The organism is Acidovorax sp. (genome assembly GCF_016783915.1).
Classification (GTDB): Bacteria; Pseudomonadota; Gammaproteobacteria; order Burkholderiales; family Burkholderiaceae_C; genus Acidovorax.
Genome location: NZ_JADHVT010000134.1, coordinates 1 through 12,909, shown reverse-complemented (window position 1 = coordinate 12,909; position 12,909 = coordinate 1). Strand labels below are relative to the sequence as shown.

Sequence of the window (12,909 nt, the reverse complement as noted above, 5' to 3'; positions counted from 1 at the left end):
GTGGGCTACCTGTACTGCATCGGCAACCCGCGCACCGACTGGCTCTACAACACCGAGCCCGACGCCGGCCTGAACGGCCGCACGCTGCGCTACCCACGCGGCAAGACGCTGGGTGGCTGCAGCAGCATCAACGGCATGATCTACATGCGCGGCCAGGCGCGCGACTATGACCAGTGGGCTGAGCTGACGGGCGACGCCAGCTGGCGCTGGGACAACGCGCTGCCCTACTTCCGCCGTCACGAGGACCACTGGCGCCTGGACCAGCCTGGCAGCGTGAACGAAAATTTCAAACGCCTGCACGGCAACAAGTCCACCGGCAGCACCGGCGAGTGGCGGGTGGAAAAGCAACGCCTGCGCTGGGACGTGCTCGACGCCTTTGCCCACGCCGCGCAGCAGGCCGGCATCCCCGCCACCGACGACTTCAACAGCGGCAGCAACGAAGGCGTGGGCTACTTCGAGGTCAACCAGAAAAGCGGTTGGCGCTGGAACACCGCCAAGGCCTTTTTACGCCCCACCTGCTATGGCCGGCCCAACTTCGAGATGTGGACCAGCGCGCAGGCGTCCAAGCTCATCCTCGAAATCCAGCCCGACGGCAGCCAGCGCTGCACCGGCGTGGTGGTGTGGGATGGCCACGAGATGGTCACAGCCCGCGCGGCGGGCGAGGTGATCCTGAGCGCAGGCGCCGTCAACTCGCCCCAGCTGCTGCAGCTGTCGGGCATCGGCCCGGCTGCGCTGCTGCGCCAGCACGGCGTGGATGTGAAGGTGGACCTGCCGGGCGTGGGCGCCAACCTGCAAGACCACTTGCAGATCCGCGCAGTGTTCAAGGTGCAAGGGGTGCAGACGCTCAACACCATGGCCAACTCGCTGGTCGGCAAAGCCAAGATCGGGCTCGAATACGCGCTCAAGCGCAGCGGGCCCATGAGCATGGCGCCTTCGCAGCTCGGTGCGTTCACCCGCAGCAGCCCCGACCAGCTCTATCCCAACATCGAATACCACGTGCAGCCGCTGTCGCTCGATGCGTTTGGCGAGCCGCTGCACGGCTTTCCGGCCTTCACCGCCAGCGTGTGCAACCTCAACCCCACCAGCCGGGGCACGGTGAACATCAAGAGCGCCGATTTCAAGGCCGCGCCTGCCATCGCGCCCAACTACCTCTCCACCCCCGAAGACCGCCAGGTGGCCGCCGACAGCCTGCGCGTCACGCGCCGCATCGTGGCCCAGCCCGCGCTGGCCAAGTACCAGCCGCAGGAGTGGAAGCCCGGCGTGCAGTTTGAAAGCGACGAAGACCTGGCGCGCCTGGCGGGCGACATCGCCACCACCATCTTCCACCCCGTGGGCACCACCAAGATGGGCCGCGACGGCGACCCCATGGCCGTGCTGGATGCGCAACTGCGCGTGCGCAATGGGCGCGGCGGCGTGGTGGCCGGCCTGCGCGTGGTGGATGCGGGCGCCATGCCCACCATCACCAGCGGCAACACCAACTCGCCCACGCTGATGATGGCGGAGAAGGCGGCGGAGTGGATCATCCAGGCAAGGCGGGCGGCGTGAGTACCATCGCGCCGATGTACTCCTCCACTTTCATCTTTGCGACCAAACAGTTAGACGACGCCTTTCACCGCCTGGACGAGGCGATTGCCACCGCCGCCCGTTCCATCGACGGCTACCTGGGCGAGGAGTCCTGGACGGATACGGGCAACGGCCTGGTGTCCAACGTGTATTACTGGCAGTCGCTGGAAGCCTTGCAAACGCTGATGAAACACCCCGCGCACCTGAAGGCCAAGGCCGCGCAGGCGCAGTGGCTCAATGGCTACCAGGTGGTGATTGCGCAGGTGCTGCGCACCTACGGCGACAACCAGCTGACCGGGCTGCTGCCCACGGCCGGGCTGTTCACGCAAGGCACTGCGCCCCACTGATCTTTGCAAGCCCCGGCGCCCAGGTCGCTGCAGCGTTCAGCGGATGCCGCCCACATAGCGCGGCACCTCGGGGGCGGGCTCAGGCGTCGGTGCGGGGCGCGAGCGCACAGCCTGCGCCGCCACGTCCAGCAGCGGACGGCGCGGCGCTGCAAGGGGAGTGGCGTGCAGGGCGTGCTCCAGGCGGTCGGCCCACTCGGCCAGATCGGGCGCGTTGTCGTCCACAGCGCGCTGGCGCGCAAACCGCACGATCTCCTGCGCATAGTCCGCGTTGACCGCCATCCATTCGGTATCGGTCACGCGACCCGTTTTGCGCCGCAACAGCACATGCAGGTGGGCGGCAATTGCCAGCTTGTCGGAATCGGACATGGTCGGCTCCTTAATGCATTGGGGTCATCCATCGGACTGCACCCGCTTGTCCGCGTTGCGCAGCGATGCGGGAGCGGGGAAGGCCTGCCGGGTCTCTCGGGGGCTCATTCAGCCGCCCAGGCGCTCGCGGTGCTGGGCAATGTCCAGCCCCGTCTGTTCGCTCTGTTCGTCCACCCGCAGGCCCATCGCAAAGTTGATGACCCACAGCAGCGCGGCCGTCACCACCAGGCTGTAGGCCGCCACGGCGCCCACGCCGATGGCCTGGGTCAGCAGGCTGCCCGCCACCCCGCCCACGGTCTTGCTGGCCAGCACACCGGTGAGCAGTGACCCCACGATGCCGCCAACGCCATGCACGCCAAATACGTCGAGCGAGTCATCCACCCGCAGCAGCCGCTTGAGCCCCGTGGCGCCCCAGTAGCAGGCCAGCCCGGCCACCAGCCCAATCACCACGGCCGAGCGCAGCGTGACAAAACCGGCGGCGGGTGTGATGGCCACCAGCCCCGCTACCAGGCCGGAGCACAGCCCCAGCAGCGACGGGCGCCCGCGCACCACCCACTCGCCCAGCATCCACGACAGCGCACCGGCCGCAGCGGCCAGGTGCGTCACTGCCATGGCGAGCCCGGCACGCCCATCGGCCGCGACAGCAGAGCCTGCGTTGAAGCCAAACCAGCCCACCCACAGCATGCCCGCACCCGCCATGGTGAGCCCCAGGTTGTAGGGCTCAAACGGCTCGCGCCCATACCCCGCGCGGCGGCCCAGAAACCAGGCGCACACCAACCCCGCCACGCCCGCGTTCACGTGCACCACCGAGCCGCCCGCAAAATCCAGCGCGCCCATCTGCGCCAGCCAGCCGCCCGGCTCCCACACCCAGTGCGCCACCGGCGCATAGACCACCAGCGTCCACAGGCTGATGAAGACGAGCATGGCCGAAAACCGCATGCGCTCCACGAACGCGCCCACCAGCAGCGCGGCTGTGATGATGGCGAATGTGAGCTGGAACATCGCGTACACAGACTCTGGGATCAGCGGCGCAATGTGGCTCACGGACAGCTTGCCCGCCTCCAGCTGGAAGTCGAGCCCGGCAAAGCCAGCACGGTCCCAGCCGCCAAGCCAGGCGCTGCCCGGTGTGAACGCCAGTGAATACCCCAACGCAAACCACAACAGGCTGACCAGCGCTGCAATCGCGACCACGCTGGCCATGGTGTTGAGCACGTTCTTCCTGCGCACCATGCCTGCGTAAAACAGCGCAATGCCTGGCAGCGTCATCAGCAGCACCAGGGCGGTGGAGGTCATCATCCAGCCGGTATGGGCGGCATTCACCGTGGCCTGCGCCACCAGGGTGGGGCGTGTGAGGGCCGCCGCTATTGCGGGAGCCTCTGGCACGCTCTGGGCCAGCGCACAAGTGCACAGCCCCAGACACAACGACACGACCGCAAACACCCGGTGGTTGACTGCACGCATGCACGCTCCCTTTCGCAATTTGTTACAAGCGCATTGCACGAGCCATGCCAGCCAGGTGCCACCGAATCGGAGCACCGGGCGCCCCCGCAACCCGTCCGGCGCCCAACAACGGGGGGCGGGAAACCCCCAATGCACCAGCAGGGTGCAGCCGTTACAGTTGCGGCACTCGAAAGCGCGCTTCGGTGTGCCAAGCGAGGGGCCCGAGGAGACAACCTTTCTACCAACAACCACATTCCAAACACCCAATGAGGTGTGCACCCTTTCAGGCGCTGGCGATCCCAGCGCCTTTTTCTTGCCCGTTCGATCCTGAACAGTCCTGAATCGATAGCAGGCCCGGTGCGACAATCCTGCGATGGAATGGATTTTGATGACCCTGGCCTCGCTGCTCGCGGGCTTTGTGGATGCGATCGTGGGAGGCGGTGGACTGGTGATGGTGCCCGCGCTGTTTGCAGCTTTTCCGGGCGCGCCCCCAGCCACCCTGCTGGGTACCAACAAGGCGGCCTCGGTGTGGGGCACCGCCATGGCCACCTGGCAGTACAGCCGCAAGGTGCAGATCCGCTGGTCCGCCATGCTGCCTGCTGCGGCTGCTGGTTTTGCGGGCTCGTTCGTGGGCGCCTGGGCCGTCACCGTGGTGTCGGCCGACTTCCTGCGCAAGCTGCTGCCCCTGGTGCTCCTGGGCGTGCTGCTCTACACACTGGCCAAGAAGGAACTGGGGCGGCACCACAACCCCCGGTTTGCAGGCCGGGCCGAAGTGATAGCCGCGTGCCTGATTGGTGTGCTCATCGGGTTTTATGACGGGTTCTTTGGCCCCGGCACGGGCAGCTTCTTCGTCTTTTTGTTCGTGCGGCTGCTGGGCTATGACTTTCTGAATGCGTCGGCGTCGGCCAAGCTGCTCAACTGCGCCACCAACATCGCCGCCATCGCGCTGTTTGCCGCCAAGGGCCATGTGTGGTGGCACTTTGCGGTGACGCTGGCCGTGGCCAACGTGCTGGGCAGCCTGCTCGGCACACACATGGCGCTCAAGCATGGCACCGGCTTTGTGCGGGGCATCTTCATCGTGGTGGTGAGCACCTTGATCTTGAAGACGGGGTACGACGCTTTCCTGCGGTAGGCCTGTTCTTCACGCACCAGGTGTCGGTTGCCAGGGTGGCACCCAACTTGCATCGCCCCGCACGGCCTACCACCAGGGCGCTCCGAGGTCATCGGGGTTGCCCTGCATGGCCCGAATGTGAACGCGCGTCCTATAATTTCCGCACGTTTCCGTTTGATGACGAGGCTCATCGCCAATGGCGATGTCCGCATCCACCCGCTCCGGCCTGCCTACCCGCAGGCCGGATTTTTTGTACCTGAACCACCCCCACAGGAACCTGTCATGCAATTTTTCAAGTCTGCCGTTGTCACCGCCGTGGCGCTGTGCGCTGCCCTCGCCGTCCAGGCCCGCACGCTGGACGAAGTCAAGAAGGACGGCAAGATCATCGTGGCCACCGAGGGCCAGTTTGCCCCCTTCAACTACTTCGAAGGCACCAAGCTCACGGGTTTCGAGGTGGAGGTGGCGGAGCTGGTGGTCAAGAAGATGGGCCTGAAGCTCGAATGGAAAACGCTCGGCTTTGACGCCCTGCTGACCGGCCTGGGCCAGAGCCGCTGGGACGCCGTGATCGCCTCGCACGGTGTGACCGACGAGCGCTCCAAGGCCGTGACCTTTGCCAACCCCCACTACTGCTCGGGCGGCATCATCGTGGCCATGGACGACAAGATCCGCAACGCCAAGGACCTGACCGGCAAGGTCGTGGCCGTGCAGACCGGCACCAGCTACCTGGAGCAGGTCAAGAAGGTCAGCGGCGTGAAGGAAGTGAAGAACTTCCCGCAGGACACCGACGCCCAGCGCGCCCTGATCTCCAAGCGCGTGGACGCCTGGGTCAGCGACAAGTTCGTGGCCAAGGAAGCTGCCGCCAAGAACGCCAAGGCCGGCTTCAAGCTGGGCGACATGCTGTTCATCGAGCGCATCGCCCCCGCCATGGCCAAGGGCAACACGGGCCTGGCAGATGCCTGGAACAAGGCGTTCACCGAAGTGCTGGCCGATGGCAGCTACGCCGCCGTCTCCAAGAAGTATTTCAACGAAGACGTGCGCTGCAACTGATGTGATGGCACATGGGGTGCGCAGAAGGCTCAGGCCTGCTGCGCACCCTTTGCCGTTTCTGGTGGCGGGTGCATGATCGCCCTGCCCCAGTCCGATTTCCAACCAAGACCTTCTGGTCGTCTGATCCATGCTTCTCGCTCTTTGGCCACAAGACTGGTCTCGACAGCAGCGCAGCAATGCCACGCTGGTTGCTGCACTGGTGGTGATGGTGCTGGCCCTCTCGTTGCTGGGCCAGCTGCTTTCGTTCTTCCCTGACCCCATCGGCCCCAACGCTCAGGCGTTTTCTGAAGGTGCGCGCACCACGCTGTGGCTCACGCTGGTCAGCGGTGCCGTGGGTCTCGTGCTGGGCACGGCGGCGGCGCTGGCCCGCACGGCCCGCTGGACGGCCGTGCGCTGGATTGCGGGTGTGTACATCTGGGCCATTCGCGGCACGCCGCTCCTGGTGCAGATACTGTTTGTGTACTTTGCGCTGCCGGTGTTGGTGCCGGGGCTGAACCTGCCCGACTTTGCCGCCGCCGTGGTGGCCCTGGGGCTGAACGTGGGCGCCTACAACGCCGAAGCCCTGCGCGCTGGCCTGCTGGCCGTGCCACGCGGACAGACCGAGGCCGCCAAGGCCCTGGGCCTGGGCCGCATGCATGTGTTTCTGGACGTGGTGTTTCCGCAGGCGTTCAAGATCTCATTGCCGCCGCTAGTGAGCAACTTTGTGGCGCTGCTCAAGGACTCATCATTGGCCTACGCTATCGGCGTGGTGGAGCTGACCAACGTGGGTAACCGCATCCAGTCGGCCACGTTCCAGCCCATCGCCACGCTGACCACGGTGGCCATCACCTACCTGCTGCTGACCACGCTGGTCACTCAGATCTCCAACGCCGTCGAATACCGCTTTGACGTGGAAGGACGCAACCGATGACCGCAACGACGAACCAGCCCAAGCCCTACATCGTGGCCGAGCGGGTGTGCAAGTCGTTTGGCGCACACCAGGTACTCAAGGACGTGTCCACCGTGTTCCACACCGGCGAGGTGACGGTGATCATCGGCGCCTCGGGCTCGGGCAAGAGCACGCTGCTGCGCGCCATCAACCGGCTGGAGCCCCACGACAGCGGGCGCATCACCATCGACGGCGTCGAGGTGTGCGACGACCTCACCACCCTGCAACGCCAGCGCTGCGAGGTGGGCATGGTGTTCCAGCAGTTCAACCTGTTCGGCCACATGAGCGTGCTGGACAACGTGACGCTGGCCCCCCGCCGTATTCGCCGCACCCCGCGCACCCAAGCCAACGATGAGGCCATGCAACTGCTGCGCCGCGTGGGCATGCAGGACCACGCGCACAAGTACCCGTGGCAACTCTCGGGCGGGCAGCAGCAGCGGGTGGCCATTGCGCGGGCGCTGGCCATGCAACCCAAGGTCATGCTGTTTGACGAGCCCACCTCGGCGCTCGACCCCGAGATGGTCAAGGAGGTGCTGGACGTGATGCGCGGCCTGGCGCGTGGTGGCATGACCATGATTGTGGTCACCCACGAAATGGGCTTTGCGCGTGAGGTGGCCGACCGGGTGATGTTCTTCGACCAGGGCCGCATCGCCCACGACGCGCCGCCGCAGGAGTTCTTCAGCAACCCGGCCAACGACCGCATCCGGGCGTTTCTGGGCCAGGTCAGCCACTGAGCCGCGTCCTCACCGGACTGCACTGCAACGCAGAGGCCGTCGGGCAACCGGCGGCCCTTTTTCATTTTTTGGTTTGGGGAAATCTTCCAATGCGTACTGAACGCTGGGGCCTGATGGCCCTGCTGGCCGTGACCGTGGTGTGGGGCACCACCTTCCCGGCAATGAAACTGCTCTCGGCGCACCTCGATGCGCTGCAGATCATCTGGCTGCGGTTTGTGATCGCACTGCTGGTGCTGGCGCCCCTGTGGCGCGGCATGCTGCGCCACGAGCGGCGCTGGGGCTGCGCCCTGGGCCTGCTGCTGTTCCTGGCGTTCTGGCTGCAGATTGAGGGCCTCGCGCGCACCAGCAGCAACCGCAACGCGTTTGTCACCGGGCTCAATGTGCTGGTGGTGCCGCTGATCGCGATGGCGGCGCTGGGACGGCGCTATGGCTGGCGGCTGTGGGGTGCCTGCGTGATGGCACTGGCCGGCATGGCACTGATGTTCCACGAGAACGAACCCTGGAACCTGGGCGATACGCTGACGCTGGCCAGCACCGTGTTCTACGCGCTGTACATCCTGGCGCTGGAAGAATGCGCGCGCCGCACGGCCGCACAGCCGCTGCGCGCCACCCGCATGGCGGCCGCACAGGCCACGGTGATGGCGCTGGCCTCCACCACGCTGCTGCTGGCGCAGGGCGGCAACCTGGACTGGCTCCGCTCCGCCGCCGACCTGCCAATGGATGCCTTGGTGGCACTGCTGTATCTGGGCCTGCTGGCCAGCGTGGTGGTAGTAACGCTGCAGGCCTGGGGCCAGCAGCGCGTGGATGCCATGCGCAGCGCCATCGTGTTCGGGCTGGAGCCGGTGTTTGCCGCGCTCACGGCGTGGGTCTTGCTGGGCGAGCAACTGGGCTGGGCCGGGCTGAGCGGGGCGGCGCTGATTGTGGCGGCACTGGTGTTCAGCCAGCTCCAGCCGTCACCACGCACCGCCAGCGCTTAGGACAGCGCTGAAAAAGGCCCTCGGCGGCAAGGCGCGCAGGCACCCAGTGGCCGCTTTGAAGCCGGATCAGCCCGTAGCGCTAGTGGATATTGCACCAACAGCTATTAATTTTATAGCGACCCAGATCAAGGTGCCACCAGCGGCACCTCGCTGGCCTTGCGGGGCTTGCCCATGGGGGCACTGGCCAGGCCCTTTTGTACGGCGGCGATGTCTTCTTCGCTGGGGTATTCGCCCAGCAGCCAGTAGTCAAACACGCGCCGCGCAATCGGGGCGGCGTGGGCGGCGCCAAAGCCTGCGTTCTCCACAATGGCCGCCAGGGCAATGGTGGGGTTCTCGGCCGGGGCAAAGGCGGCAAACAGCGAGTGGTCGCGCTGGTGCTCTTCCAGCGCCTTGGCGTTGTACTTCACATTCTGGCCCATGGACACGGCCTGGGCGGTGCCCGTCTTGCCGGCCGAGGTGTAGGGCGCGCCCATGAACACCCGGGTGCCCGTGCCACCCTTGTTCACCGCCACCAGCGCGTTGCGCACCAGCTCCACATTTTTGGGCTGGTAGCCCAGGTTGATGCCGGGGGGCTGCACGATCTCGGTGATGGCACCGGTGACCGCATTCTTCACCGCCTTGGCCATGTGCGGGCGGTAGCGGGTTCCGCCATTGGCCAGCGTGGCCTCGGCCAGCGCCAGCTGCAGCATGGTGAAGTTGTTGTAGCCCTGGCCAATGCCCAGCGACACGGTTTCGCCCGGGAACCAGCGCTTCATGTCGGGGCGTTTGTAGGTGTTGCGCTTCCACTCAGTGCTGGGCAGCGTGCCCCGCACTTCGCCGTTGAGGTCGATGCCCGTGGACTGGCCAAAGCCCAGCGGCTTCATGAAGTCATGGATGGCGTCCACGCCCATGTCCACGGCGAGCGAATAAAAGTAGGTATTGCTGGAGAACTGGATGGCGCGGTGCATGTCCACGCCGCCCAGCCCGCCCTCGTGGCTGCGGAAGGTGTGGCCGCCAAAGGTGTAGAACCCGGGGTCGTTCACCACCAGGCTGGGCGAGCGCTTGTTCAGCTGCAGCGCCGCCAGCGCCATGAAGGGCTTGTAGGTGGAGCCAGGCGGGTAGGTTCCCCGCAGGGCACGGTTGAGCAGCGGCTTGTCGATGGACTCGTTGAGCGCCGCCCAGTTTTCGGCGTCAATGCCTTCGACAAACAGGTTGGGGTCGAAGGTGGGTTTGCTCACCAGCGCCAGGATTTCGCCATTGCGCGGGTCGATGGCCACCAGGGCGCCCCGGCGGCTGCCGTACAGCTCTTCGATGAGTTTTTGCAGCTTGATGTCGATGGACAGCATCACGCTGTCGCCTGGGGTGGCCGCGTGGCTGGAGAGCTTGCGCACGGCCCGCCCGCCCGCCGAGGTTTCCATTTGCTCCACGCCGGTCGCACCATGCAGGGCCGACTCAAAACTGTGCTCGATACCGAGCTTGCCGATGTACTCCGTGCCCCGGTAGTTGGCCTCGTCCTCCGAGTCCTGGATGCGGGCCTTTTCGGTCTGGTTGATGCGCCCGATGTAGCCAATCGCATGGCTGGCCACGTCGCCCAGCGGGTAGTTGCGAAACAGCCGCGCCTTGATGTCCACGCCCGGAAAGCGGTAGCGCTGGGCGGTGAAACGCGCCACTTCCTGGTCGGTCAGGCGGGTACGGATTGGAAGGGATTCGAAGTTGCGCGACTCTTCCATGAGCCGCTTGAAGCGGCGGCGGTCGCGCGCCTGGATGTCCACCACCTTGGACAGTGCATCGATCGTCTCGTCCAGCACGCCGGCACGCGACGGCGTGATCTCCAGCGTGTAGGCAGAGTAGTTAGTGGCCAGCACCACCCCATTGCGGTCCAGGATGAGCCCCCGGTTGGGCACGATGGGCACGACCGCCGTGCGGTTGCTCTCGGCCTGAGCGGCCAGGTCTTCATGGCGCACCACCTGCAGGTATACCAGGCGCGCCGCCACCAGGCAGAACGCCGCCATCACCACCAGGCCCACCACCACGGCGCGCACCCGGAAACGCGAGGCGTCGGCTTCGCTGCTGCGCACTTCGGTCATGGGTGTCCCCCAGAATACACAGCCCAGACGCTGGCTGCCTGTGCGACTGGCACGGCCCAGGCCAGGGGACGCCCAGCAGGGGCTGCCCCGCCATGAGGGGGTAGCCCCCCTTCCCGCAGTGCGCAGCACTGCGAGAGCAGGGGGAAGCGGAGAAGCCGCTCAGGGGGTTGCCTCATGTTCACAACGGCCGGTTCTGGTCTTTGTCAGGTGGGCGGCGCTGGGGCGCCAGCAGCACCCAGCTGGCCAGGGGCCACAGCAGCGCCTCCAGCAAAGGGGCGAGGAAGCTCCAGAACCCCGGGAAGATCCCCCCGGCCACCATGCGCAGCAGCAGTTCGATGGCATGGGCAATCGCGAACAACGGAAACACCTGCAGCGCTTGCGACGGCACACTGAACCACAAAAGACGGCGGTGGATGGCGATGGCACCGAACGACAGCACGGTGTAGGACAGCGCATGCTGGCCCAACAGGGCAGACTGGCTCACGTCCATGCACAGGCCCAGCACAAACGCTGCCCCCATGCCAATGCGCAGCGGCTGGTGCACGCCCCAGAACACCAGCAGCACCATCAGCAGATCGGGCATCCACACCACACGGCCCAGCGGCAGCATGTTGATGGCCAGGCCCGCAGCCAGACTGGCCCAGATGAACACCGGGTTCACGGGCATCAACAGGGGCTCACCCCGCGGCATGATCATCGCGAGCCTCCTTGTGTCAGGGTCATCGGGGTGAGGCGGTGGCTCATTTGCGGCCTCCGCGCTTGTTCGCGGGCACGGCGGGGGCCGCATCCGGGCGGGGCAATTCGTTGTCGGCCAGGGGCTTGAGCACCACCACGTGGCGTGCGCCCTGCACCTGGGCCAGCGGGACGCAGTAAATGCGCGCAAACGCAGAGTCGGCCCGGCGCTCCACCCGCACCACGCGCGCCACGGGCAGGCCAGGCGCATACAGGCCGTCCACGCCGCTGGTGGTCAGCAGATCGTCCTCACGGATGTCGGCGTTGGCGGGCATGAAGCGCAGCTCCATGCCACCACCATGGCCCGCCACCGGGTCGCCATAGGCCACGCCGCGCACGCCGGTGCGGATGTTCAGCACCGGAATCGCCTGGTCACGGTCCACCAGCAGCGTGACTTCGCTGACCAGCGGAAACACACGGGTGACCTGGCCCAGCACGCCGGCCTCGTCCATCACCGGAGCGCCCAGCTCCACGCCACCCAGCTGCCCCCGATCCAGCACCACACGGCGCGTGTAGGGGTCTGCGGTGTCGTAGATGACTTCGGCCGCCTGTGCGGGGGTCTGGAGCCGGTCGCGCAGCTCCAGCAGTTTGCGCAGCCGCTGGTTTTCCATGGCCAGCTGGTCGGCCTGGTTGGCGCGCTGGCCCATCACGGTCATCTTCTTGCGGGCGGCATCCAGGTCTTCTTGCGCGGTTTGCAGCGACTGGAAATAGCTGCGCCCTTGGCTCGCGAACTCCACCGGCTGCAGCATGAGCCACTGCACCGGGTACAGCACCGTAGCCACGGCCTGACGGAAGGGGCCGGTAATCTGAAAGCGTGCGTCGGCCACCATGAGGAACAGCGCCAGCGCACTGAACACGGCCAAACGCGACAGGGCCGAAGGGCCCTGTTTGAAGAAAGGGGGAGCGCTGCGCTCCAGAGTACCCAAGGGCATGGTGCGCAGCGGTCAGGATCTGCCGCGGGGAGCGGGCTCCACGGGCGGGTGCTCAGAAACAAGCATTGGAGCAGGTGCAGTCATGCAATTCAGAGCGCAAAAAAAGTGCCTGCAGCATACAGGCCTGCCGACTTACTCGCTCGTGAAAATGCTGCCCAGGCGGTCCATGCGCTCCAGGGCGATGCCGCAGCCGCGCACCACGCAGGTCAGCGGGTCTTCGGCCACCAGCACGGGCAGGCCGGTTTCCTCGGCCAGCAGGCGGTCCAGGTCGCGCAGCAGAGCGCCGCCGCCGGTCAGCATCATGCCCCGGTCGGCAATGTCGGCGCCCAGCTCGGGAGGGGTTTGTTCCAGCGCGTTCTTCACGGCCGAGACGATCTGGTTGAGCGGGTCGGTCAGGGCTTCCAGCACTTCGTTGGACGAAATGGTGAAGCTGCGTGGCACGCCCTCGCTGAGGTTGCGGCCCTTGACTTCCATCTCGCGCACTTCGGAGCCCGGGAAGGCCGAGCCGATGTTCTTCTTGATGGCTTCGGCCGTGGGCTCGCCAATCAACATGCCGTAGTTGCGGCGGATGTAGCTGATGATGGCTTCGTCGAACTTGTCGCCACCGACGCGCACACTGCCCTTGTAGACCATGCCGCCCAGCGAGATCACGCCGACTTCGGTGGT

Annotated in this window: 13 protein-coding genes; 7 read left to right on the top strand and 6 right to left on the bottom strand. The window is 66.2% G+C overall.

Going from position 1 to position 12,909, the window contains the following annotated elements; genetic code table 11:
* The coding region (locus ISS20_RS19390) for a GMC family oxidoreductase N-terminal domain-containing protein (protein WP_291438676.1) at positions 1-1,545 on the top strand (1,545 nt) is incomplete at its 5' end.
* 14 nt (positions 1,546-1,559) lie between these two features.
* Complete coding sequence (locus ISS20_RS19385) at positions 1,560-1,910, top strand: antibiotic biosynthesis monooxygenase (RefSeq protein ID WP_291438678.1); 351 nt, start codon at positions 1,560-1,562, stop codon at positions 1,908-1,910.
* A gap of 36 nt (positions 1,911-1,946) precedes the next feature.
* Here ISS20_RS19385 and ISS20_RS19380 read toward each other — a convergent pair whose 3' ends face one another.
* The gene (locus ISS20_RS19380) at positions 1,947-2,276 is read right to left on the bottom strand and encodes a hypothetical protein (protein ID WP_108498951.1); all 330 of its coding nucleotides are present in this window, start codon (positions 2,274-2,276) and stop codon (positions 1,947-1,949) included.
* Positions 2,277-2,384: 108 nt separating this feature from the next.
* Positions 2,385-3,737, bottom strand: coding sequence for an ammonium transporter (locus ISS20_RS19375; RefSeq protein ID WP_291438673.1), 1,353 nt, complete (start codon positions 3,735-3,737; stop codon positions 2,385-2,387).
* A gap of 352 nt (positions 3,738-4,089) precedes the next feature.
* Between ISS20_RS19375 and ISS20_RS19370 the strand changes: the two genes are divergently transcribed.
* The 5 genes from ISS20_RS19370 (at position 4,090) to ISS20_RS19350 (ending at position 8,513) form a co-directional block, all read left to right on the top strand.
* Complete coding sequence (locus ISS20_RS19370) at positions 4,090-4,848, top strand: TSUP family transporter (protein WP_291438671.1); 759 nt, start codon at positions 4,090-4,092, stop codon at positions 4,846-4,848.
* A gap of 261 nt (positions 4,849-5,109) precedes the next feature.
* On the top strand, positions 5,110-5,874 hold the full coding sequence (locus ISS20_RS19365; protein ID WP_291438669.1) for an ABC transporter substrate-binding protein: 765 nt from the start codon (positions 5,110-5,112) through the stop codon (positions 5,872-5,874).
* 127 nt (positions 5,875-6,001) lie between these two features.
* The gene (locus ISS20_RS19360) at positions 6,002-6,784 is read left to right on the top strand and encodes an amino acid ABC transporter permease (protein ID WP_291438667.1); all 783 of its coding nucleotides are present in this window, start codon (positions 6,002-6,004) and stop codon (positions 6,782-6,784) included.
* Positions 6,781-7,536 carry an amino acid ABC transporter ATP-binding protein gene (locus ISS20_RS19355; RefSeq protein ID WP_228897652.1) on the top strand — a complete coding sequence of 252 codons (756 nt, stop codon included), beginning with the start codon at positions 6,781-6,783 and terminating at the stop codon, positions 7,534-7,536. The genes ISS20_RS19360 and ISS20_RS19355 overlap by 4 nt, the downstream gene beginning before the upstream one ends.
* Positions 7,537-7,625: 89 nt before the next feature.
* Complete coding sequence (locus tag ISS20_RS19350) at positions 7,626-8,513, top strand: DMT family transporter (protein ID WP_291438662.1); 888 nt, start codon at positions 7,626-7,628, stop codon at positions 8,511-8,513.
* Positions 8,514-8,638: 125 nt separating this feature from the next.
* Here the strand turns inward: ISS20_RS19350 and mrdA are convergent, their stop codons facing one another.
* The 4 genes from mrdA to ISS20_RS19330 form a co-directional block, all read right to left on the bottom strand.
* Positions 8,639-10,579: a penicillin-binding protein 2 gene (mrdA, locus tag ISS20_RS19345; RefSeq protein ID WP_291438660.1), complete on the bottom strand. Its 1,941-nt coding sequence runs from the start codon at positions 10,577-10,579 to the stop codon at positions 8,639-8,641.
* A 178-nt stretch (positions 10,580-10,757) separates the two neighbouring features.
* A complete protein-coding gene (gene mreD, locus ISS20_RS19340) occupies positions 10,758-11,276 on the bottom strand; it encodes a rod shape-determining protein MreD (RefSeq protein ID WP_274105939.1) in 519 nt (172 codons plus the stop codon).
* 43 nt (positions 11,277-11,319) lie between these two features.
* Complete coding sequence (gene mreC, locus ISS20_RS19335; RefSeq protein ID WP_291438656.1) at positions 11,320-12,243, bottom strand: rod shape-determining protein MreC; 924 nt, start codon at positions 12,241-12,243, stop codon at positions 11,320-11,322.
* Positions 12,244-12,375: 132 nt separating this feature from the next.
* The coding region (locus ISS20_RS19330) for a rod shape-determining protein (protein ID WP_291438654.1) at positions 12,376-12,909 on the bottom strand (534 nt) is incomplete at its 5' end.